This is a genomic window from Pirellulales bacterium (genome assembly GCA_033762255.1).
In the GTDB taxonomy this organism is placed as follows: domain Bacteria; phylum Planctomycetota; class Planctomycetia; order Pirellulales; family JALHPA01; genus JANRLT01.
Genome location: JANRLT010000017.1, coordinates 23,984 through 48,487, shown reverse-complemented (window position 1 = coordinate 48,487; position 24,504 = coordinate 23,984). Strand labels below are relative to the sequence as shown.

Annotated in this window: 15 protein-coding genes; 4 read left to right on the top strand and 11 right to left on the bottom strand. The window is 58.5% G+C overall.

Translation table 11 applies throughout. The features are described from left to right. Positions 1-8 precede the first annotated feature (8 nt). The 5 genes from rimI to SFX18_04800 all read right to left on the bottom strand — a co-directional run bounded on the left by rimI (position 9) and on the right by SFX18_04800 (position 13,535). Complete coding sequence (gene rimI / locus SFX18_04820) at positions 9-527, bottom strand: ribosomal protein S18-alanine N-acetyltransferase (GenBank protein MDX1962452.1); 519 nt, start codon at positions 525-527, stop codon at positions 9-11. Between the two features lie 64 nt (positions 528-591). Further along, on the bottom strand, positions 592-756 hold the full coding sequence (locus tag SFX18_04815; protein MDX1962451.1) for a hypothetical protein: 165 nt from the start codon (positions 754-756) through the stop codon (positions 592-594). Positions 757-774: 18 nt separating this feature from the next. Next, positions 775-8,457 (bottom strand): hypothetical protein, encoded by a 7,683-nt coding sequence (locus SFX18_04810; protein ID MDX1962450.1) that lies wholly within the window; start codon positions 8,455-8,457, stop codon positions 775-777. Further along, a complete protein-coding gene (locus tag SFX18_04805; protein MDX1962449.1) occupies positions 8,454-12,077 on the bottom strand; it encodes a hypothetical protein in 3,624 nt (1,207 codons plus the stop codon). The genes SFX18_04810 and SFX18_04805 overlap by 4 nt, the downstream gene beginning before the upstream one ends. A 384-nt stretch (positions 12,078-12,461) precedes the next feature. After that, positions 12,462-13,535, bottom strand: a complete 1,074-nt coding sequence (locus tag SFX18_04800) for a DUF1207 domain-containing protein (protein ID MDX1962448.1) — start codon at positions 13,533-13,535, stop codon at positions 12,462-12,464. 453 nt (positions 13,536-13,988) lie between these two features. On the opposite strand from SFX18_04800, the gene SFX18_04795 reads away from it, so the two are divergent. Continuing rightward, positions 13,989-14,612, top strand: a complete 624-nt coding sequence (locus SFX18_04795; GenBank protein ID MDX1962447.1) for a sulfite oxidase-like oxidoreductase — start codon at positions 13,989-13,991, stop codon at positions 14,610-14,612. 92 nt (positions 14,613-14,704) lie between these two features. Further along, entirely contained in the window at positions 14,705-15,136 is a 432-nt protein-coding gene (locus tag SFX18_04790) for an NUDIX domain-containing protein (GenBank protein ID MDX1962446.1), read from the top strand. A gap of 40 nt (positions 15,137-15,176) precedes the next feature. Here SFX18_04790 and SFX18_04785 read toward each other — a convergent pair whose 3' ends face one another. From SFX18_04785 to SFX18_04765, 5 genes are all read right to left on the bottom strand, one after another. Further along, entirely contained in the window at positions 15,177-16,136 is a 960-nt protein-coding gene (locus SFX18_04785; protein MDX1962445.1) for a hypothetical protein, read from the bottom strand. A 449-nt stretch (positions 16,137-16,585) separates the two neighbouring features. Continuing rightward, entirely contained in the window at positions 16,586-17,731 is a 1,146-nt protein-coding gene (locus tag SFX18_04780) for a hypothetical protein (protein ID MDX1962444.1), read from the bottom strand. Positions 17,732-18,152: 421 nt separating this feature from the next. Next, a complete protein-coding gene (locus SFX18_04775) occupies positions 18,153-19,526 on the bottom strand; it encodes a PDZ domain-containing protein (GenBank protein MDX1962443.1) in 1,374 nt (457 codons plus the stop codon). Positions 19,527-19,590: 64 nt separating this feature from the next. Then, positions 19,591-20,361, bottom strand: a complete 771-nt coding sequence (locus tag SFX18_04770; GenBank protein ID MDX1962442.1) for a hypothetical protein — start codon at positions 20,359-20,361, stop codon at positions 19,591-19,593. Then, complete coding sequence (locus SFX18_04765; protein ID MDX1962441.1) at positions 20,351-20,926, bottom strand: RNA polymerase sigma factor; 576 nt, start codon at positions 20,924-20,926, stop codon at positions 20,351-20,353. The genes SFX18_04770 and SFX18_04765 overlap by 11 nt, the downstream gene beginning before the upstream one ends. 524 nt (positions 20,927-21,450) lie before the next feature. Here SFX18_04765 and glgA point away from each other — a divergent pair. Together glgA and SFX18_04755 are read left to right on the top strand one after the other, a co-directional pair. After that, on the top strand, positions 21,451-23,025 hold the full coding sequence (gene glgA, locus SFX18_04760; protein MDX1962440.1) for a glycogen synthase GlgA: 1,575 nt from the start codon (positions 21,451-21,453) through the stop codon (positions 23,023-23,025). Positions 23,026-23,184: 159 nt separating this feature from the next. Then, positions 23,185-23,400: a hypothetical protein gene (locus tag SFX18_04755; GenBank protein ID MDX1962439.1), complete on the top strand. Its 216-nt coding sequence runs from the start codon at positions 23,185-23,187 to the stop codon at positions 23,398-23,400. 79 nt (positions 23,401-23,479) lie between these two features. Here the strand turns inward: SFX18_04755 and SFX18_04750 are convergent, their stop codons facing one another. Continuing rightward, positions 23,480-24,460 carry an ABC transporter ATP-binding protein gene (locus SFX18_04750; GenBank protein ID MDX1962438.1) on the bottom strand — a complete coding sequence of 327 codons (981 nt, stop codon included), beginning with the start codon at positions 24,458-24,460 and terminating at the stop codon, positions 23,480-23,482. Between the last annotated feature and the right edge of the window lie 44 nt (positions 24,461-24,504).

The window sequence follows — 24,504 nt, the reverse complement described above, 5'->3', positions numbered from 1 at the left end:
TGCCGCTCTTATCCAGCCCAGCGCAGGCCGGGCTGCATTGGCAAGATCTCGCCCGTCGCGGGACGTTGCCTGTATTGCATCAGGTAGGCGTCCTCGGTGGTGTCCTCATAATAGTCCCGCAGGACATTGACCGCGCGAAAGCCGCAGCTTTTGAAAAAGAGTTGCGCGGGAAGGTTAGTTTCGCGGACTTCCAGGATGATTCGGCTGCGGCGCTGATGGCTGAGCTTGTTCACCAGTTTTTCGATCATCTGCCGGCCCACGCCCCAACGGCGAAATTGCGACTTGACGGCAAAATTGAGCAAGTGCAGCCGGGACTTATGGAGTTCATAAATCATAAAACCGACGATTTGATCCTCGTGTTCGGCGACCATGCCGATGCAATTTCTTTGCCGCAGACAGCGTAAAAAGTCCTCGACGCTCCAGGGAAACTCAAATCCCTCGGCTTCGATTTGGCGCACTTCGTCCAGGTCGCGCCGAATCATCCAACGAATATGCACTAAGATGCCGGGTTTTAACTGAGCGTTCATCCCAGGACTCCTTCCTTTGGGGGCAAATCCACGCTTTGCGGCCATGCAAAGCGCACGCACTGGACTAAAGGTCACCGTCGCTCGTTTGCGTCAAACAACAGATCGTGCCGTTGTCGCGGTCCACGCGCCACGCCGGGCGGGCATGACTGGCATCGCGCCCCGCGCGTCGCAACCGGGGCTTATTACTAACACAATCACGGCAAAGGGGCAAGAGAAACCTGTTGCCCATTTTCCAAGATGGCGGGAGTTATTTTTCGCCGCGCCCCGTCATCCTCCAACCCGGACGCGGCGGAAACAGTGGCAGGCTTTGCCACCAGCGCCGCAAACGTTGATTTTCGGCCAAATAAGCCAACACTCCCAAAACCAGCAGGCCCACGGCAATCTCCCGCGGGCGCAGCCACAGCCACCAGGCGCAGCCCGCTAGCAAAAACACCAACCAGGGATGCCGGCTGGCAAGGTTCCATTCAGGCCAGCGGGCCAGCGTCAGCGATAAAGCGGTGGTGGCCAGCAACATCGCCGCCAATCCCCCAAAACTGGCGGCAAGATTGGATACCGTCGGCGGTTCCAGGCGGGCAGTCATGGTGGGGGGATAATTGCCGTCAGCTTCCGGTTGTCGCGCGGTGCTGATGGGCCGGGCCATCAACCGTGCCAACGCGCTGGTTGCGGGTGAATCCGGGGAAGCTGCCACCACGGCCTGGCTGATTTGCAAATCGACCGCGGACCATAACGGCCAGCCTACGGCATTCGCCGGGGACAGGGGGGCCATGCCGGGGAGCGCGGCGGGTTCGCTTGTTAGCTCGGGAACGGCGGTTTGTAATCGGCTCATGCGTTCGGCCAAGCGGGCCAGTTCCTCGGTGGTGACTTCGTAACGGGGATCGTCCTGCCGCCCGCGCACGGCCATTTCCAGCATACCCCGGGCTTGCCGCAGACGTTCCCGCCAGGGATCGCTCCACAGGCGTTTTTCCGCGGGGGCCAGCTCGCGCAGGGCGGGTAGATGTTTTTCACAAATGGCTATCGTCGCGGCCAACCGTTCGATTTGCAATTGTTCCGGCGTGCGCATTTCTCCCGTGGTCAACCGCAATCGCCCGGCGGTCCCTGGCAGGCCGACAGTCCAAAGCGCGCGTTGCACCGGCCAATCCTGAATGTAAGGAGCCGCAAAACGGAGCAAGTTGTGTTCGTCAATGTTTAATGCGGGCAGTGTATAAACCACGCTAAGTTGTTGCGGCACAAGCGCGCTGGCCAGGCGCACTTCCCAACGCCGATCCCCCAATCTCTTCCAGGGTAGCCACGTCCCATCGGTGATCCCCTGGCGCAATTCCGCTCCGGGGGGTAATTCCAGGATGCAGGTCCCCTGGCCCGCCGGTTCTAAATAAAATATCACTTTCCCGCTGTATCCCGTGTTACCATCCCAAAAAACCGCGTGATCCGCCAAGCTGACCCGCGGTTGGTCGGCGCTTTGCTCCGTGGCCCGCAGGCTGACCGCCCCCCCGTCCCGATTTAATTGAAACACCAAGGGCTGGCTCGTATCCGACAAGGCGGGCAAATAATCCGACGGTAGTTTGGCGGGCGTTAAGTTGGGCAATTGCCAATCCACCGGCTTGCCCAGGCAGCGGCGGGGAAGGACCAACAATTCGGGCGTGGATAAGCCGCCAAATATTTGCAACCGGGGAACTTGTAATAACTGCTCCGGACTCTTGCTAAGTCGGCAGGTCAGACGCTGCCGCCAGGTTCCCTGCCAAGCTGTTGCTGGGCGTAGCGTTAAATATCGCTCTCCCCCTGGCACCGCGGGAGACAACTCGATGGGCGTGTTTGGGGATAATTCGCCCAATTCGCGGCAGATAGCGGGGAGCTGGCATTCCAGTTGGGCAAGCTCTCCCTGGGGTAACTGCCCTAGCAAATCCCACACCACCCACCACCCATCGCCCCGGCGGTCGAGCTGGGTAATGACCTGGATCTGGCCGGTGGGAGAATTAGCCCGCCATTCTAGCCTGACCGGGGAACCGGCATTGATGGCGCGCAGGCCAGGTAAGGGTATCAACGCCGAGAGGGCACTAGGCCAAGATTCGTCTGTAGCCTGCTGCGCGGCTTGACGCGCCGCGGTCGTCTCCGCCGCGGTAAGTTTAGTAAAGCCAGCGGGTATTTGCACCTGGGCATGCAAATTTGCCGCATGTTCGACCAGTAGTTCGCGGACCTGGGCCGTTTGTTCCTGAACACCTATCCATGACCAATAAGTGCCCCTCGTCTCAGCCAGGCTTTGACGTCCATGCAGGGCGACAATCAGTTCACCCCCCACGGGAGATTCAAAAAACAGGCTAAAATGTCCCGGCGCGCCCCGTGCCCAACGACAAGGGACCGTCTGTCGGTCTTGCCGGACCACGACGTGTTCCAGCTCAAAGTTGGTGGGGAGTGTGCCCGCCAATCGCCAGACAGCGCCGTCGGCAATCGTCAGTGACAAGGTGCTGGACCAGTTGGCCAAAGGACGGGCCAGGGCGATGTGGGTGGATTCCCGAGCGAGGGAAATTTGGGGATCGCGCGGAGAGATTTCTAACCGCCAATCAGATGGTGGTTTTTGCCAGTTGTAGACAAACTGCGGGGCGGTGGATTCCTCCGGCCAAAGACGTTGAATTTCGCGGGGGGGGATTTCCACCTGCGGCGTCTGGGACAATTCGCGATGGTTGAGGGAGCTATCCACCGAGCCAAACAACCACGCGGATTTGATGGTTTGGCCGATGACTTCGCATTGGGGGGGAGTCAGTATTCCCAAGCCGGCAAAGTCCCGGATTAAAAATGACAGTTGCACGGTGGCTCGATCTTGGATGGGCTGGGGAAATTCCAGTTGCAACGTCCGTCCCCGCCGCATCGCCCGCCAGGGAAGGTCCGCGGAGCCGACTTGGGTAAGGAGTTGCAAACGTTCGTCCACCACCAGCTCGATCCCGCGCAATTGCCCCGCCACCACCCGAATAGGGATGCGCACCTCTAGCTGCGCTGCCCCAGGACGCACCCGCAACCATTGTAATAATTCCAACTCCGCCTGCACGACCAAGGCGTTGGCCGCCTCCTGGTTGGGCCAATCCACCCGCAACGTTTCCCGCGCGCTGAACTCCAACGGGGCGGTTGATTGTTGGGCGGCAAAGGTTTTTTCATCTTTCAGGTTGGAACTCCAACGTAAATCCTCGGGGGCCGTGATGCGCAGGGAATTACGCGGCGCGCGGGGCAGGCTTAGCTCTAACCCGGGTTGCATTCCTGATTCGCGCATCCGGGGCAAAAATCCCACTCGCAGGCGATGCCCCCCCGGCGCGCGCACAAAAAACTGTAATTCCCCTCCATCCGCGGACCAGCGCCAACTGGCGGGCTGATCATCCAGGAGAATCGCATCCGGAATCAACACCGCCCCCCGCGCTGGAAAGGGCAACCCCACCCATTGCTCCGCAAGAAAAGTGTGGATTCGCCAATCGGCCTGCCATCGACCGGGGCGCGGACGATCAGAGGACTGCATGCGCCGCAATGATCCCTCGTACTCCGCGCTTTGTAATAAGTAATCCGTGCGGGCCGTGGAAGGCGGCTGGGGGGGGGAGTGCAGTTGTTTCCACAATTCCGCCGGTACCCACAGGACATTATCCACCGCCTGTTGTTGGGCATTGACCCGCGCATAAACCAGAATTGCTGACGGACGCAAACTGATCGCCGGCGCATCCAGCACCACTTCCGTTGTTATGTTTACCGGTTCCGGCTGGGCCATGGCGGGAGCAGCGAAAAGAACCCACACTTCGCACCCCAATCCCAGGGCGATGGCCCAACTGGCCGCGACCATGCCAGGCACCGCGCGTGCGGCAGAATTATTTGGCTGGGCGGTCCAACCCCACCAAGGCCAAAATTGGAGCCAGCGTAAAAGTTGCGCGACGATAATCGATGCCAGCCACGCCTGGCCCCAACTGATCAAACCCCAGGGCAACAACCACAGGCTGACTAGTCCCGCCGTTAACAACAGCACCTTAAAGGGAGCACGCCAGGGAAGCCACCACACCGAGGTCCCTAGCAATAAAAAAAAGCCCGCCCAGGCGATGGCCAACACTAGCGGTTGATGAACCAGTAAAATTCCGGAGGAGGTTTCGGGGACAATTCTCGGCAGCCAAGCCGAAACCGCGCCGTGTGTGGCATCCGCGGGAAATGTTGTCGAGGCCGGTCCCGCTTGCCACGAATCGGTCGTGGTGGTGGGAGCGGCTTGCCAATTTGTCAGCGGAACAATCGTCGGCCAAGCGAGTGACTGGATGCGTTGAAATTCGGCCAGGGCGGAAAGCTCCTGGCCCACGGGAAATCCGTAGCAACGTTCCCCCCGGGCCAGTGGGACCGCCGTGGGCCACTGGACCAATTGTCCCCGCGTGGTTAACAACCAGCCCGTGGGAAATTGAATTAAAATGAATTTAGCTGGCAATTCCCCCGGGCTTTGGACAAACGGGGAAGTGGTCGCCTGATTGGGGGCTTTGGTCAGTGAACTGGCTGCTTTTAACGGGGGCAGCGGGGGTAAATCGGGAAACACGCCCAGTGTCGAAAACGCGTCTTGATCGATCCATAATTCCGGCAAGTCGTCCTGGGATAGCGCCGCGTCCCGCCAAGCAGCGGGGAGTAATTGGCCCCAAGTGGAGCGCGGTCCCGGACTGGCGGACGGCGGCTGCCGGTTCGGTACGGGAGTGGCCAGGGTATCCGGAGTGACTCCCCCCGCCTGAGCATTACGCTGCCGGGATAATTGCTGTGACAACTTTTGCCAAAAAACCTCTGGCTGGATCGAGAGAGCTGTTTGTTCCGGGGCAAATTCGCTAAAAATATTCCCCAGCCCCCAGAGCGGCGTCCCCGGTTGTTGCCTCCAATGGCTGAAAATTTGGCTCCAGCGCGTGTCGGCGCCTCGCCCATCCCGGCTAGGCCAGTCCCTACCCCACAAGGGAGTCAACTCGGGGGGAGACCAAATTTTCCATCGTCGCGCGAGGGGAGTTATCCGCAGTTCGGGCCATTCCGGCTGCGCCTTTAGTCCCAACCAGTGGCGAGCGCGGGGAGTGGTCCAGCGTAACTGCAAGCTTCCATAACGGTCGGATGCGGGGAGCGAAAGTTTGACCAGGCGCGGCTCTTGGGGATCGCCGCTCCATGCCAGGGGTTGGCCATTCCATAGCGCGGCTTGAAGCGTGCGGCCCGCGGGCATTTGAACGGGAATTTCCGAAGGGCCAAATTGCTCCACCGACAAGGTCATCCGCTGTAGCCAGGCCGGTTGTTCCGAACAAAACGTTTCCAGTTCCGCCAGCCAGATCACGGGTTGCCGAGGCTCGGCCTGGCGGGATAATTCTCCCTCGCACACAATGCGAATAGGGGAATCGCGCAAATGAAGAGAGCGGGTCGGTGATAAGTATTCCCAGCGGCCCAGCAGGGGTTCTTCCCCCGCCGAAGCGGCCTCCAAGGGCAAAATGACCGCTTGTTCGGCCCGCACCACGGGGGCCGGATTGCGCGGCGAAGAGACCGTTAATACTCCCCGCTGCGCAAAGGCCGCCGGCAACGCCAACAACGTGGGCCGGGCTTCGCCCGCCAACGGCAGGCGACGTTCGCCAATTAATCCCCATGTCTCCCCGCGCGAGGTCGGCAGCGTCAATTCCCAGGCTTCTCCCGTCATGGGCCAGTCAAGCTGTAGTTGTTCGGGAATGGATAAACGGCGACATGCGTTCAAGGGGGCGCGCGAGCCGTGCAAGCGCCAGGTAATCGGCGTTTCGTGCAATTCGGTCAGTAAGAGGGTCAAACGGCGCGGATGGGGTGTCCCCGCCGGAAAACGGACATGAAATTCCTCGTGGATTTCCGATTGCCCCACGCGTATGCGAGTTTCGAGTTCGGCCAAGGTGGCGGGTGTCGTCCGTTCCAGGCGCAAGGCAAATCCCTCCGCCGCGCCGGGCCAGGCGTACAACTGCTCCGGCGTCTCTTCGCCAAATAGGGCTAATTCGGCGGTGGTCAATTGCCGGGGATCGAGTTTTTTGGGGGGGGCGGGTAAAAACCGCGGTTGCCAGGTCCCCCCTAAGTTGAGCGATAAATAGCCCGCCTGCCGGGGCAGACCCACCACCCGCGCCAGATCCAACTGCGCGGCGGAAATCTGTGCCGCGCCGCTGGCCCGGGGAGCCGTGGCGCGCAGGACAAACCGCAGCAAGCGCCGTTCGCGCAAGGGTTGGGCAAATTGCAGGCTATACAGGTCAACCCCGTGGTCCTGATGGGTCCGCGTCCAACTGCCCGTGGAATCCGCGGGGCTGCTTTCGAGGGATTCGACATTCCAAAAATCGGCCACTTCGATCTCTAACCGGGCCAGTTCGCCCTGTTCTAATTCAACTTCGGCGGTCCAAGTGGCGCGAATGGCGTCATTGTCAGCGCTGGTCAACTCCAAGCCGCTGGACCAAGCGCCGCGCGCCTGCTGCCAACGATACAAGGCAAGAATTTGCGGCTCTTTGCCGATGGTCTGTAAATGAATGGCTTCGCCGGGGAGTTTGCCGCGCAGTGTTTCGGCCAGTGTTTGGCGACAGTCGCGCAGCTCCAACTGATCCAATGCAAAGGGAGCCAGGGTTAACAGTTGCCAGTTTTCTTCTTGCAAGAGGACTTCTTCCAAATGCAATTGCGGTAGCTGCCACAAGTCGCCGGTGTGCAGCGGAGCCGCCGCCAGGATTTGCAACATCTTGCCCAATTCCTGGCGCGGCATGTCCAGCGCGTAGGTGCTTCCCCCCGCCGCGTCCGCCGCCAGCAATTCAAATCCCAACTTTTGCGTTCCCGACTTTACTTCCAATATTTTCAAATCAGCGTCGCACTTTACTAATAACCGGTTATTGGGCAAATTTGGCCCCACTAATTTGCCTTCCCACAGCAGTTGCAGCCCCTGAGGGCCCGCTTCATAGATAATTGTCGGCCGGATCGCGAATGCCTGGGGCTGATCCCCCTCCACCTGGGCTTGCCGCCCGATCCGCAATTGAAAATCTTCTTCGCCGGCCAGTTGCCAGGTCTCGCGCACGCGGTTCTCGGGTAGTTCCTCGCGCTTTACCGGAACCAAAGCCGTGGTCTGCGCCTGGGTCATCGCGGGCATCGACAGACTAAGCGTCCGCGACAACGCCGCGGGCAAGCGACCGGCAAATACCAGGTCCTTGTCCACCACCTGGGCGGGCCATTTGACCGATAAGCGAAAAGTCCCGCTAGCGGGGACCCAAATTTGATATTCTCCCCGGGCGTTCATGCCGGCAATCAATTCCCCGGGGGAATCCCGCCAGCTACCGGCGGAGGTGATCCAAGGCCAAGGCGTCAATGTCAACAGACAAGGGGTGTCCTGAAGCAACCGGACCTGGCCTTCAATCGTTCCGACCAGTTCTTCTTCCCGCAAGTCCCAGTCACAAGCCAGCGATTCGAGGATGACTCCTTGGCGGGCCTCGGGGGGATGATCGTCAAGCTGCCGTCGCGAGCCGCGAGGTTGGGCTGACGCGCGGGATAGCCACTGCTTCCATGCCTTGTCAAATTGCTCGCGATCCACCGCCACGTAGCCCCGTTGAGTAAAATCCGCGGGGGAGTGGCTTTCCCCCGGCACATCGATCCGCCGCAATTGTGCAGGCAAGTCCCCACCCCAACTGGCGGGAGCCGGTGGCAGCGCGGCCATCCCCAACGTGTTCAGGCTGGATGTCGTCGTGGCACCGTTAGTCGTTGTGGCACTACTGGGAGTACGAGACGAAGCTGGCGGAGTGATCGGCCGGGGACGGGGGGTCTTTTCGGTGCTGAACAACGGAGGAGCCGGGGGAAAAAGCTCCTTGCTAAAATCGGACGTCTGGGCATTGGCCAAGAGACATGCGCCGGCAAACCAGACGAGCAGCGCCAGCAATCCCGGCCACCCTTTGGTCAATTTCCACCAGCCCGTCCCCACCACGCGCGTGATCATGCTTGCGGCTCCATGGTAACCGGCAGGTTAACCGTGGCTGTCGAGCCGGAATGGGGAAGAGCCCCTCCCAGGGGCTTTAATAGTTGGGAATTGAGGCTGGAACCGCGTTCCGGGGTAGCGGTGGTTTGCGGTGTCGGCGGCGCGCCTAAAATTCTGCGCAACAGGCCCGCAATCAATAATAGCGGCAAGCCCACAAGCAAGGTTTGTCCCCCCAAGATCAATGGCTCGGGCCACGCCATTCCCAAACTGACCAACACCAGGCCACCCACGATCAAACTAAGGGGATGTCGCAAAATGGCAAACCGCCAAAGAGCCACACCCAGGCCAAAACCCACCAGTCCTCCCACCCAAGTCAATAACCAGCGGGGGGCGAACCATGCCCGGGCATGGTCCAATTCGCCAATACCGCTGAACAGATACGAATTCACGCTGGCGGGGAGTGGATTTTCAGTGACGGCGCCGCTCCAATTTTCCAATTCGGTTTGGGTCAATGTGGGACTGCGTCCCCAATATCCCCCTTGCCAATTCCAATGTGCCTCGGGCTGCCAATTGGCCGGATCGTTAATCAGATGCCATCGGGGCGGGACGAGGATTTGCCAATATAACTGTTGATGCCATGCGCCGGGCACCAGCCGCGGGGCCTGAAACTCTAGACTCCATAATCCGGGGGGCGTCGTGTAGCGATAGCGAATTTCCAATTGTTGCAAAGGCGCCGCCAGACCAGACTCTGTCCCAAGGGAAAAAGGCAAAGTTGTGGGGAGACGCAATTCACTGTCGCCGGATAGTTCCACGGCCAGGGCCGCCCCGTTCCACAGGACTTGGGCGTCGGACCCGCTAGCGCCTGAGGGCAAAAGAATTTTCTCTGGCAAAGCCCAACCACGCAGTTGATACACGGCCCGCTCTTGGCGTTCATTTTCGCTGATCCAGGTTTGGACCCAACCACGTTCAATCGACCACCCCGCCCGTGGGGCGCTGGTGGTTTGCACGGTTACGGAAAGATCGGTGCGAGGTTGGTCGGCCACCAGGCGGATAGCCGTTCCATCCGCCCTTTCCCCCAAGGGCAAGACTTTCCAATCGGCATTTAGGGTTTCGGTGCCCAAACGCAACCCCGGCGCGGCCTGCAGGGAAACCTCTTGCCGCGAATGCTGATCGGCGATGGGGACAAACAAGGCGAATTGCAGCTTGGCGGTAGCCTGGCGAGTGAAATTTTGCAAAGCGCGGTAGCTAACGGTCAGGGGTATGACGCCTCCGCGCGGCTGGGGGAGCGAAAATGTCCAGACCCAACGTTTGCCGGGCGCATCCCAGGCGGGGGGGCCGCTGGGCTTGACGGGGAGGCCGTCTAATTCCCAGGCGAGGGTTGTTTGCCGCAAAAGGCTTTCCGGCGCGGCGACTTGCAGTTGCGCGATGGGGGCCTCGGGCACATGAAATTCCAAGTCTTGACGGACGAATAACTCCGTGGGAGAAAGCCGGCATTCGGCCAGGTTGACCCCTTGCACAATTTTAGGACGGTTAAGCAGACGAGCGGAGAATAGGGCGGGTTGCCCTTCCAGCCGATAATTCCACGATATCGCCCCCGGATTCACGGGCAACTCGGTGTTGAGTAATTGGGATAATTGCTGATGCTGTCCCGGCACGGGTTCTAACTCGAGATTTTCGGCGGCGGTCACTTCCAGGGTTAAATTACCGGGAATGTCCGCCACCACGACCGGCAGGGGGATGGCGTTTTGCCGCTCGGGGCGAATGTCGTTGCGGCGGGCCTTGAGTTTTAATTCAAAATTTCCCAAGGCGGGCGCCGCGAGGGGAATCTGCACCAGCCCCGACCCCTCGGTCTCGATCGCGGCGGAGTTCACCAGATCGATGGGGCTGACTTCTTCCAAATTCCATCCCCGCAGATCAACGCTGACCGCTCCCGCGCGGGCCCCGCGAATGTTGTACTTTAATGTGGTCTCGAGCAGGGCCTCCCGTTCCCTTAGCCGCAGCTGGTGGGCGGCATCGACCGCCAGCACCGTCCGTCGGGGAGCGACCCGCAGTTCCAACTCATAAGGTTGGCCGACATACTCCCAAATGGCGCTAAAATCCCGCGAGTTGGTCAATTCGCCAAAAGCGGCAATCGGACGAACCCGGCTTTGCTTGTCCCAAGTTAATCGCCAATCCCCGACAACACTAACGGCAATTTGCCCTCCCTGGCGATGCGGCAGGGCTTCTTGCACCTGAAATCCTGCCACGTCCAGGTTTTCGTTGGGATTGTTGACGTCCAAAATCCTCTCGGTCTGCAGGCGCACCTCGATCGGTCCCAAGGTTTTGACATCAAAAAGAACTTCCACGATTTCGCCATTTGTTCCCGCCACCGTGGAAACGGCATAACCCTTGCCCGATCCACTGGTCAAAATCGATTTGGGGGGCAGCTTGACCCGCACCCGTTCAAATTCGGCGCCGTACCCGCGTAAGATCAATCGCGCCGCCGTGGAAATAGTTCTTCCGTCGATTCGAATGAGCTGCGCGCCGGTGGCTTCGATTTGCGGGAGCATTTGATTGGCGTTGGCGGCCAATTCCCGCCAAGCCAAAACATATTCCCCCTTTAGGCCCAGAACTTCGATTTGAGACTGATTTTCGGCGGTTTGGGTAATTTCGGGATCGGGCGTACCGGAGGATTCCAAGACCGTGACCACGGGGGCTGGTACGAGCAGCTTGAGGGAAGTGGCCCCCGCCAGCGGCAAGTTAAACTCTAACCGCCGTTCCGGTCCACTCCCAGTTAATGGCAGCAATAGCCGCGCTGTCAACCGATGTTGCGTGTTGGGAGCGGCTTTGATCCAACAACGATATTCATCCGCTTCGGGATCAAAATGCACGATGTGTTCGCCGTTCCCGCTATATTTTGGCGGGGCTTGCCAGGCCGCCTCGCGCAAACCCAGGGGAATGCTCACCCAGCCGTTGTTAGATTCATGCACGTGGATTTCCAGCGTTGCTTCTAGTTCCACCGCTTGCCGCAGGGTTTGACCAATCAGGGTGACTTGTTGCAATGTGGCCAAAGGCTGGCCCCCTAGACCTCCCGCTCCCTGGTTTCCTTTCCAGGCTTGAAATTCGGCCTGGGTTAAATTTGGCACGGGGGACATCGCCCCGGGCTCAACTGTTCCCGGCGCTGTCGATGCCGCTGGAACCGCAAGCGGGGCCATTTCTAATTCTTTTGGATTGGTGGGGGCCTGTCGTGACGCGCCGCTTCCCGGGGAATTCTCGTTTGCGGCCGCTGCGCCCGCGTCCAAACGTGATTTGGCATGTTCCTGACCGGGTGCGGATCCCGCATCTTGATCGACGGAGTCACGCAGGGGGGAGTCCCCCTCTGATTCACTCTTGGGCACCGGGGGAAGCGGCATGGTCACCCCGGGGGTCGGCATCTTTTCGCTGAGCGCCGCATCCGCGGCGGATGGCCCCCGAGCGCTGTCGGAGTTTGTCTGAGTTTGGTCCGCCGCTGGTGCGGGGGACGACACCGCCGACGACGGTCGATCACCCGCTGGTTGGGCCAAAAGACTGGTCGTCCATAATGCCACCAGGCCGATCAGGACAAAACATGCCCCCCGGAGCCACGGCCCGATCCGCAACAGCAAAGGATGACGCCAAATCACAGTCGCATGCGATAAAAAAAGGACAGCCCTCATTCCCCAGCAATCATTTTTCCTGACAGAGAAAAATTATGCTGAAGATTCGGCACAGGTTACCGCCAGGCGCCGACAGGAGTGTTCCGCCAGGAGGCGGGCAGATAAGCGGTTTGCCGCGTCCTCGAACAACGTTTCCGGCATGATCCTTTGCCCCGATCCCTGCCAGTTTGCCAGCACTTACTTATTTTAACTGACTCCCATCCGCCGGATAACCAAAAACCGCAAAATGTAGGCAAGAAATCCTATTGTCCGTGGGCGGGAACGTCGGCGGAATTGCCGCAGAAAAAAGAATAAATGGCGTAAACCCTTTTCCTTACGATGTTTACGGGGATTTCGCAAATGCCAGTACAGTTAAAAATCGTACCAGATTTCTACGCCCAACTGCTCTTCAAGCTGATTAAAGAACTGGTACTGTGCACTTTTGCCGTTGAGGTATTGGCCGCCGATGCGCAGCAAGCGGCCGTCCCGCAGATTTCGCCATTGCCAGCCCGCCTGGGCGATGATGGTACCACTGTAATCAAATTCTTCGCGAATGTTGCCGTGGACGGCCAAGAAGGGGGCTCCAAAGACTTCCTCGGTACCGTTAAAAGCTTGCCAGCGGGGAGAGTTTGCTCCTGGGACAAAGGGACTGTACTCCACGCCAAACTGAAAGAGCCACGGTTCGGCCCCGCCGTCGGTATTAAAGGCATACTCTGCCTCGGCATAAAGGCGCCAATCGGTTGTGGCCTGCCAAGCCTGCCCTAAAACCACGGAGTCGCGCAGGTAATTCAACCGCATAAAGCCGGGATTGCGCAATTGAAACTCATCCCCCACATGCGAGCTAACGTGATAGTAGGCCAGCTTGGTGCGCCAGTTGCCGTTGCTCCAACTGAGGGGGATGCCGGCGCGATAGTCGCTGGACTCTAAATCGAGCGATTCCTGGGGATTGGTGCGGACCATGGCCGCCGCCTCCACGTCGATCTGAAACCCCTGGGGCAGCAGCGCGTCGCGCGTGCCATATCGCAACAAGCCGAATCTGCCCCCCAGGGTAAAGTCAAAAAACCAGTCGCGATTTTGATCGGCAAAGTACCGCGCGCTGAGCCGCGATTCCTTGACATCCGCCAAATACGCGCGATAGATCGTCCCCAGCGGCAAATAGTGCAATTCCCACGGCTCGCTGGCCGACGCGACCGGTGCCGCCGCCACGGCGGCGCCACTGGCGGGAGCCATCACCGAGTACGGAGGCAAGACTTGCGCATCTTGGTTCCAACCCACGGGCGGTCCCAACACGCCGTATGATTCTTCTCCCCCCACCACGACGGGTGTTTCCACGATCTGTACCACGCCTTCTTGCGCATGAACCACGGCGGTGGGTGACGACGCGCCAAAATGACCATGATCATGGGCCCAGCGAAAGTGTTGGGCAAACGCGCCGGATAGATTCAACGATGCCCAAATCCACGCGCACCCCATCCAACAACAAACGCGGGTCCAAGCGCGAGTCGACAGTGCTCTGTGGGTGTCAGCAACCATGCTTGGCAGCCGGTAAAAGTTTGAATCAATCAATGCCGCAAACAGGCCGCCCTAATTTTTCCCCCAGGGAGTAAAATTATTAGCCTTTCCGTCGCCGCGGATTTGCGTCATTCAGATAAGTGCCGCAAAGTTTACTATCGCGGCCCATTTGCCACTATGCCAATCAACCCACGAGAGTAAGGCAATCCTATCCCCCCCGCCATAGGCAAATGTTCGCCCTGGCGGTTTTGTTGGTGTAAGATATGCTATCAGATGATAGCCGCGGGGATGATGCGGACGATATTTGGTTTACTGCTCTTTTTCCCGTTTGCCGTAAATGGGTGCTAGCACCCCCCCGCCCGGCATATTGGCCACTGGTTAACGCCCATGTCCCATAGCGAAAAATCACCTTCTTTGACACAGATAATCAGCCCGGACACGCAGCGCGTCGAGCGTTTGCCACCGCGTCAAGTTCTAACGCGTAAATGGCCGGTGCTGCACGTGGGGAGCGTCCCCGCCGTCAACCTGGATCAGTGGGATTTGCGGTGGTGGGGATTACTAGCGCAACCGCGCCAGTGGTCCTGGGCGGAATTGCGGGCATTGCCCCAAGTCAGCGTGCGGGCGGATATGCACTGTGTCACCCGTTGGAGCCGGTTGGATATGACATGGCGGGGGGTGGCGACCCGGGAACTGGTCAAGCACGTGGAGTTGCTCCCCGCGGCGCAATTTGTGTTGATTCACTGCGAACAAAATTTCACCACCAATTTGCCGCTAGCGGATTTTTTGGACGAGGACGCGCTCTTTGCCTGGGAAGCCGACGGGGAAGAGCTTACCCCCGATCATGGCTGGCCCTTGCGTTTGGTGATACCCAAACTGTACGCATGGAAGAGCGCCAAATGGGTTCGCGGCGTGGAATTTATCGAAAAGGACCAGCCGGGATACTGGGAACGCGCGGGATATCACTTGCGCGGGGACCCCTGGCGGGAAGAACGCTACGGGGCTTGGTATTGATTGGCCCGGGCAAAGACTTTCTAATAAGGGACCGCTGGCGATGGTGAGGCAGTGGATTTCTCCGGCCAATCAACGTTCTTTCGCTCTTTCGCATGGACCTTTCCCCCGCACCCCCACCCCCGATCGTTCGCCGCGGCGCGGTCGCGGTGATTTGGCGGGACAGCCAATTACTGGTGATACGTCGTTCCCACTTGGTGGCGGCCCCGGGAAAATATTGCTTTCCCGGCGGAGGGATCGAACCGGGCGAAAGCGAACCCATGGCCGTGATCCGTGAATTGCGCGAGGAACTAAACGCCATCGTCCTGCCGCAGCGTTGCGTCTGGAAAAATGTCACCCGTTGGGGCGTGGAACTGGCCTGGTGGCTCTCGACCCTGGAAAATCCCGACGAGTTGGCCCCCAACCCCGATGAAGTCGCCTCGATCCATTGGGTCACCCCCGCGGAAATGCGCCGCTTGCGACCGATGCTGGACAGTAACCGCGAGTTTTTAGAATTGGCCGAACGGGGAGAAATTTCTATCCGCTAGTGCCGCCACTCTCTTTCCATAAAATTTCCGACGCGCGAATTTATCGTCCGGATGTCTGTTGGGGAATATCGTCCCGCCACTCATCGGATGGGCTGCCCATGGGGAGGACATAATCCTCGCTGACGATTGGCCGGGGTGGTTGCTCAAGCGGAGGAGACTGGTCCACGACAAATGTCGCAGGGAGATTTTTCTCCGGCGAGCCTGGCGTAAGTTGCGCCGCAGGTGGGGAAAGTTGCCCCGGGGACGTGGTCTTGCCCGCTTGCAAGCCATGGCGCGCATGATAAATCGCGGGATCAAAAGGGTCCCCTTGGTTGATCGCCGGAGAATGAGGCTCTATTTTCGAGGGGGATTTTCGGGATGCCGCACCGCCAGCGGACCGCTCGCGGGTGGGGATGTTTTTCCGATGCTCCAGCGGTGCTTGCCAGCCCCGTGCTTCAGCCATGGCGCGCGGGGTTGGGTTGGGGGGCAGGGCGCGTTGTGCCGCGGGCATTTGCCGCGCCGTCGCCGCCGCGTGAAGTTCTTGGGCTGTTTGCCGCAACCGATGATAACGGGGGCTGGCCGGTTGGGACTGGGCGATAGTTTCTAGTTCTGTCCGGGCCGCGGTCCAAAATTCCGCCGCCAGACACCACTGCACATAGTCCAGGCGGGCATTGAGGTTCGACACATCCACCCGCTGATACTGAAATTGCGCAACTTCGTCCGGTGAATGCGCCGCGAATTCCAGATCCCGCAGCGGCAACTCCAGCTCCCCGGCTGGCACGCGCAGCCGCCAACGCTCCCCCACGCTTTGCAGTTGGCCGCTGATGACGGACCCGTTTTTTAATAGCACCCAAATCGGCGGGGGATGAGCGCTCGCGGCGGAATTGCCATTGGGGGGCGGATTGCCATCTAGTGACGCGGTACTTAGCAGTGCCGGGGGACTTAATGGTTCCGGGGGACGTTCGTCCGCCTCCAAAGGCGTGGTCTTTCCCAGCGCAAATGCTAGCACCAACAATGCCATCCCTCCACGCGTCAGAAGGGCGCAAGGATGGAACAGGCAATGAACCTGGCCGGCAAACAGGCGGATACGGTGGTTTGTCCTCATAGGTGGGGAAATGCTACAAAGCAGAGCAACATTTGCCAAGTCCAGGGTCTCTCCTACTGAACGCCGTCTCCTATCGACTAGCTAAAATACGTTTTGGAACACAAAATTTAGTAGACAGGACACACGTTTTTTGTGTTCCTCTTCCCTCGTTCTCTGCACAGTGGCCCGCTCAAGGAGGCATTCCGTTTTAGCATGATCCCCGGCTTTCCACTGGGAAGGCATCTATCGACAACCAACCCTGCCAATAAAAATAACCCGCGGCGTTAGCCAGGGGCCGGTAAAAAATGCCGGACCCCATGCTCACGCCGCGGGCGATCAGGTTTATGCAACCGATAAAACCGCCAGACAACCTGGGTCAGTGATACTTAGGGGAGCGGCACCACTTCCAGGTTCAATTGCTCGCCCGCTTTGCGAATGACCACTCCATGCGTGTTGTTGATTTTGTCCAACTGCACGGTCCCCTCGAGCGCGGGGATTTTTTCAAAGCTTTGGCCAGCCGTGCCACCATCGCGCACATGTTCGCTCAGACCCTCGGCGCGGCCAATATCCTCCAGGCTGATTTTCATCACCCCCCGGGCGCTATTGGCCAGCAGCAAACAAGGCCGCTGGTCCTTTTCATATGAAATTAGATCTAGCGGCACGTTCCAATTTCCCAGTTCCGCCACGGTGGTTCCGCGCAATTTTTTTCCTTCTTCCAACCCCTTGATCGGCAGCCGCACCAAGGGTGTGCAGGTAAATCCGGCCAAAATCGTCGGCTCTCCATCGATCGTCAGCGGCACAAACGTGCGAATCGCCGCGTGGTCCTCCACTTTGCCGTGGGCGGCATGATAAATCTCGATGGTGGTGCCTCCTTCGGTCGGAGCAAAGGGAAATGGAAATTCCAAGACTTGCGAGGGAGCGGGATTGCTGGTCATCCCCGCGACCAGGACTTTGCCATCCACGTACGCCAGATCGGTGATTGCCTCGTTGCGGCGATTCTTTGCGCGTCGGCCCTCCCCCACGATTTTATCTTCGGGAGGATTGGGCAAGCTGGCCCGCAAATGGGGGATATTTTGCAGTTCCACGAGTTCGGGCAGTCCGGCGGCGCCGATCCGCACAATAGCGGGCAGGGCTTTTTCACCACTCGCCACTGACAGGTAAACTTGGCCGGTTACCGGACTGACCGCCAGATCATTAATCGCCAAGGGCTGCTCCAGCTTTAACTCCCGCGCCAGAACCGCTGTCAGGTCTTCAATTTTTAGCGTGGGGGGAAGCGCGCTTTGCGCGGCCCGAGGAGCGGCCGCCGCTTTTCCCGCGGTGTTATCCACTTCACCCGTGTCCAAGGCCCAAATGGCGGCGGCGCGATTGTCCCCCACCAGCAAAATGCCATCCGGCGCAAAGGCCAGTTGCCCCGCCGATTGAAGTTCGGGCGTGCCTGGTTTCAGTGTCCATTGATGTTCGGCGGAGGCATTAATAGCCCCCAACAGGCACAAGGCCCAACCAGCGCCGTGGCGTAAAAATTTTGATAACATGAATTCTTCCTTGGTAAAGAGTTGGTTGCTGACAGTGAAACGCCCAGTGCCGTATTATCCTGGAGGCGCGGGAAGGTATGCAAGCAAAAAAACGGATTGGCAAGACCGCAAATTTACCCGCCGCACAGCGCCGGGGCACGACTATAAAATTCGTAGATAGCAATTTGAGCAGTATAATTGTCTAAGAACCAATTAACACAAATCGTCGCCCGTTACCACGAATGCGGACAGAACTGCGTAAAGCTTTTTAAAAATAACAACGTTTCGGTATTCGGCTAACTCCGCTGCCTCCTGTTAAAAATCTGTACCCACCGCGCTTCCAGGATGAACGACAGCTAAGTGTGCGATCAGAAAAGAGAGCGTCACGAATTTTCAATCAATCACGCGGATCTGCAGGCTGTAAAATTCAGCCACGTATAAATTACTTTGCGGGGGTTGTCCGCAGTTTTTGGTTTTCCGCCCGGAGAGTGGCATTTTCTTTTTGCAGTTCTAGTAACACCCGTTCAAATGCTTGCAATTGCAACCGCAGCATTTCCACCTCGTCGCCGGGACTGCGCCGCGGAGCGCCCTGGCCGTCGACCGCGACTTCCGCCGTATGGTTGCCGTTTTGTACCGCAATTTTTCCTTCGCGCACGGTGGCCTTGACCGCGGAGCCTACCTGCACACCCTGGGGCGTCGCGGGATTGGGGCGTCCCACCAGGGTCACGGCGTCCCCGGCCAACCGCACGGTCAGATCGCGGTGGTCGCCGCCCCGGGCAATCCGCAGACGAATGGTATCTCCCGGCTGCTTGTGCAAAATCAAATCAATCGCCTGATACGCGCTGCGAATCTTGATGCCTTCGGTTTCAACCAGCTTGTCCCCCACCAAAATCCCCGCGGCGGCGGCGGGACCTTCCGCCTGCACCCGCTCCACGACAACGACGCCTTCTTCTTCTCCCGCACCCAGGGTAAAGCCCACCATCGGCCGCATCCGTTTAAGTTCCAGCGTTTTATTTGGCACATGCGAACGGAGCAAACGCGCTAAATGCGGCATGTCCAGGGCGTAGCTCCAACCAGTGGTATGTTGTCCCGGTTGGGATGTTGCCACCAAGATTCCCAGTAGTTCGCCAGAACGATTTACCACCCCCGCGCCGCAAGAAGTCTCGGTCGTGCGCAGATCGCACTGCACCACCGGCGGCAGGTCCGTCCCCACCAGCGACCGGTCCGTGGCGGATAAAATGCCTAGCGACACGGCAGGTTGCTCTGTCCCCGCGCCAGCCGCCGTCAGCACCGGACTGCCCACTTTGGGTAGTTTGTCCGCCAGTTTTAGTCCCGGTAGTTGTTGATTCGCGATTTCCAGCAACATCAAATTGCTGTAACGATCGACCACGCGAATATGCGCCGTGGCCTGTTCCCCGCCCGTCAACGTCACCCGTACACGGGGAGCCTGGGCCAGCAAATCCGCGGGCGGTTCAAAATAAGTCACAATCAACCCCCGGCCCAAAGAGACTCCGCTGCAAACGGTGATTTCCTCGGCCGGGCGGGGGTTCTGGGGCTTGGATGCGGCGCTTTCCGGCGTTGTGGTGGAATTTTCTGTTGGCGATGCGGCGGCGGGAGTGCCAATTTGCTCGGCGGGGGCTTCCTTGACCACACCCAGGCGTACCGTAACCGTGGCGGCCACCAGTTGTTCCGCGGCAGATTCGGTGGATTCCTCCGCGTGTAAAATGCCCGCGGCGGGGTAAGCGCAACTCAACGCCAGTATTATCCAGCCCAGGCGCGCCCGAGGAGAAAGCGAATTAAATATTCGTGCAATCATGGTCGAACCGGACGATCTATTTTTAGGAGGTGGTCGGCATTAAATTAAAAAATAATGATTTGAGCTAAATCGACAAACTATCGAGCTGCAACGCTTGTGCCTCTAAGAGGTCTAAAAACGCTTCGCGTTGCGGGGCGCTTAGCGATTGAAAGACCCGCGTGGGAGGGGTATGTGTGGGAATGTGATCATGTCCCGTTCTGCCAGGGGGATGAAATGAGACGGGCTCGGCTCCGGAGGGGAGGGGAAGGTTTTCATTGATCGGGGGGAGGCTGGCCGAGGAAGTGGCCATGATTGTGGCAGTTTGGGGTTGGGGATTGGCGATTTCTGAGGGGGCGGGAGGCGGAAAAGAGTGGCTAATTTCCACCGGGGCCGACCAATGCCCACCAAAATTGGCAATATTCTCCATCCCGCCCGTCTGCCAACCAACCCACAGCATTCCGGCGGCGGGGATTAGCGCCACACTGGCGGCAGCAAACCACGGCCAACGCCGCGACCCTAACGAAGCTGAATGATGTTCGCGCGGATGGACCATAACCGCGGGCACGGGCGGAAAAGACGGCTCAGCATGCATGGCAGGCTGAAGGGGATGATTTACTTCCGACCCGCCGGCCAAATCTGTTTTAGCGGGAGCAGCGGCGGTGGCAGTTGCCAGGTTGCACGGGGGCGCTGGATAGATTAACGCCAAACGCCGGGAATCGGCGGTCAATTGATCCGCCAAAACACCCAAAAGCGGGGGCCATACGGCCGTTTCCGCAAAGGTCGGATCGGTCGTCTGTTGACAGTCGGGGCAGGACCCCGTCAGGGATTGTTCCGGAGGGTGTTGATTAGCTGACATGGGCTTGATCCTGGGTAGGATGCCGGGGTATCGCGCGGGTGTCGGCTCCTTCCGCCTCTAACAGCTTGCGCAGGTTTTCTAGTCCATGAAACAAGCGGGATTTCACCGTCCCAAGGGGACAATTTAACACGGTTGCGATTTGCTCGTAGGAAAGGTGCTCGCTATAACGTAGCACCACCGCCTGGCGCTGTTGTTCGGGCAGGCGTGATACAAACGACCATAAACTCCGTTTCCATTCGGAAACCTCAAGCGCGCTTTCGGCGGCTGGCTCGGTCCGGGGTGTCTCTTGTTCATTCCAAATCACCCGTAGTTTTTCCCGTTGAGTTCCCCAGCGGCGGCGCAAACGGCGTTCCAAGTTCAGCAAAATGCCATACAACCAGGTGGATAACTGGCTGCGTCCGGCAAAATCCGCCGGGCTGTCCTGCGCAACCGCTTGTCTGGCCAGGACCAAAAAGGTTTCTTGAGCCAAGTCATCCGCATCCCAGGGATTACCCGTCAGGACAATCGCCGTACGGTGAATCCGGGCAAAATGCTGCTCAATCGCTTGGTCGATGTCAACTTTCAAATGACGAACTACGTATGGGAAAAAAGGAGCTGGCGTATGGCGGTTTTGGCCCGGGTTAAATAGGTGACGGACGAAAAACAAGCAGCTTGTTTATTGCGTCACATTCACCCTGGGCAAGCTTTATTGTATCAAAGTTATGATGGCTCCGAGTTTTATTGTAACAACTTTGACCAACCTCCCATCCACGCTCCACACCGAAAAATCACTCCCCCCTAGTAAATACCACCGCCTGAACGCAAGCCTCCCTACCCTGAGGGCTGCGGGAGGATTTGCCCCTGAAAGTTGCCCCTAGGAATGGCACAATTGCCCCATGTGCCGCAAAAGTCAGAAATAGGTGCCAAATCGAGGCAGATTCGTTCAATCCCCTCTGGGAAAATTGACGAATTCTGCGATCAGGAGGGCTGGGTAAGGTAGAAAAATTGTGCTCCCTAGGCAAATTGTGGGTAGTAAAATAAAACTAAGGTAAAGGTAATTTATGTTATCAATGCCCATAAAGGCAGCTTAAAAATGCAGTAAAGTATTTTATGGCAATAGCTTACAGCATTTTGGAGCACATCCGTATGCAGGTGGTGATAGCAAGCAGCGAAGCGGTCCCCTTTGCCAAAACCGGCGGTCTAGCCGATGTTTGCGGAGCGTTGCCATTGGAGCTGGCTCGACTGGAAATTACTCCTTATCTGATCATGCCCTGCTATCCGCAGGTTTATCAGTCCGGGATTCCGATCGAACAAACCGGCATTACCCTGGAAATCCCTATCGGTAATAAGCTGGTTACGGGGAAACTGCTCTTAGGCCATCTCCCCATCCCGCCCCTTGCCGATCAAGCATCTTTCAATGGCTCGGATGAACCCCCCGGCGATGTGCCGGTCTATTTTATAGAGCAGGCGGACTATTTTGGGCGTAAGGGACTATATCAGGAAGCGGGAGAAGATTACCGGGACAATTGTGAACGGTTTGTGTTTTTTAGCAGGGCGGTCTTGGAGGCCTTGCGTAAATTGCGCATTCCCGTGGATGTGCTGCATTGCAATGACTGGCAAACCGGCCTGATCCCGGCCCTGCTGCAAATTGAATATCGGGGCGTGCCGGGACTGGAACGGGCGGTCTCCCTGATGACGGTGCATAATCTGGCATATCAGGGGGCGTTTTGGCATTGGGACATGGTGCTGACTGGCCTGGACTGGAAATATTTTAATTGGCAGCAAATGGAGTTTTATGGCAACCTCAACCTCCTCAAAACCGGACTGGTCTTTGCCGACGCCATCAGCACCGTCAGCCCCACGTATGCCCGCGAAATTCAGACCTCGGCCCAAGGTTGCGGGCTAGAGGGAGTGCTGCAAAATCGTCGCGAAAACTTATTTGGCATCTTAAATGGCATCGACGAAAGCGTCTGGAATCCGGCGACGGACCGGCATTTGACCACGCGGTACACTGTAACAAATTTTGAGGCGGGCAAAGCCGCGAACAAAGCGGCTCTGCAGCGCGAGTTGGGATTGCCCACGGAGCCGCGCGTGCCGCTGGCCGCGTTTGTGGGGAGACTGGCCGACCAAAAAGGGGTGGATTTGCTGCTGGAGCTGCTGCGGCTGTGGCTTCCCCACCGCGAGATGCAATGGGTGTTCCTGGGAACAGGAGACGCGCGCGCGCAAGAGCAATTGCGACAACTGGCCGGGGAGTATCCCCACAAGCTGGCGGTGCGGCTGGAATTTTCCGATCCCCTAGCGCATCGAATCGAAGCCGCGGCGGATATTTTTTTGATGCCCAGCCGATTTGAGCCGTGCGGACTAAGCCAGCTGTACAGCCTGAAGTATGGCACCGTGCCGGTGGTGCGCTCCACCGGGGGGTTACTGGACACGATTACCGACACCACGGCCGCCACACTGTTGGATCAGACAGCCACCGGCTATCAATTTGGCGATTATCACAGCCTCGCCCTGGCAAGCGCGCTCGATCGCGCGCTGGGGCATTATGCTCAACCAGAAATCTGGCGGCAGATCGTGACCACCGGCATGCGGCAAGATTGGTCCTGGGGACGCAGCGCGCGGGAATATCAGCAGTTATACCGCCGCTTATGCAGTCGGGCCCAAAGCCGTCTGCAATTGCAGTAAACGCGTCAAATTGGTTGCCTCAAAAAACTATCGCGCGGCGGCGTTTACACAGTAATCCGCACGATTTTTGCCAGAAAAAACAACCTGGCATATTGTCCAGCGGTTGATTCGAGTTGGGTGGTATCAGCCGCTAGGCGCTAGCTCACGGTTATTGCGCCTTTGGCAAATCTTCAACAAAGTGTTGCCAAAGCACTCGCTTGCGCCCCCTTTGCACTTCCATTCCGGAGTGATAAATTTAATTTTACCGATTCTCGAATTCCACACTTTCCCCACTCAAAGAGACTTTCCATGTCGGCCGTGCTGGGTATCCTGGGCATCTGCGCCTTGCTGTTTGTATTAATCATGATCACCGGCAAAATGATGCTGGGCGATTAGCCTATCGTGCGATGCACATCAACCGCTATTGGGTCGATCCCGCGTGCGGATGGCCCCTAATAATCTGCTTCTTGTCCATTCAGACCTGCCCGTTCGCCGCGCAGGGATGCCAGCAGGCATAGCGATGTTCCGCCGCTAATTCTGTCACCGGTGGAAAAGCCGTCTCGCAGTCGCTGGCCCGGAATGCGCAGCGCGGGCCAAACGGACATCCCGGCGGCAACGCCGTCAGATCCGGCGGCTGCCCAGGAATGGGGACCAACCGCTGGGTGCGCCCCGCCACGCTGGGAAGCGAATCCAACAACCCCCGCGTATAAGGATGCCGCGGTTGGGAGAATAACTCCGCCACCGCCGCTTCTTCCACAAACTTGCCCGCGTACATGACCTTGACCTGATCGCAATGCCCCGCCACCAGGCCCAGGTCGTGCGTAATCAACACGAGCGCCATGCCGGTCTCGGACTGTAAATTGGCGAGGAGCTCCATGATTTGGGCCTGGATGGTGACATCCAGTGCCGTGGTGGGTTCGTCGGCGATGAGGATATCCGGCTGGCAGGCAAGCGCCATGGCGATCATCACCCGCTGTCGCATCCCCCCGCTGAATTGATGCGGATAATCGTAAATACGGCGGCTGGCGCCGGGAATTCCCACCCTATTGAGTAGTTCCACCGCATGGCGATGCGCCTGGCCGGCGGTGTGCCGCAGGTGGTGGCGGGTGACTTCGGTCAGTTGCTCTGCCACGGGCAAATACGGATTGAGCGCGGTAAGGGGATCTTGAAAAATCATGGCGATCCGCCGACCCCGAATCAGCTGCAATTCCCGCTGGGTCAGCCGCAACAGATCTTTTTCCGCATAGATCGCGCTTCCCGAAACTATTTTTCCCGAAGGTTGCGGGATCAGGCCCAAGAGCGCCAGCACGCCCACGCTTTTGCCGGAGCCGCTTTCGCCGACGATCCCTAGAGTTTGACCTTTTTCCAAATCGTAGGAGATACCCGCGACGGCCCGGACAACCCCTTCCGAGGTGTGAAACTCAACGGCCAAATCTCGGACGGAAAGCAGGGACATGCGTAAATTCAGAATGATGAATGCAGAATTCAGAATGAAAAATT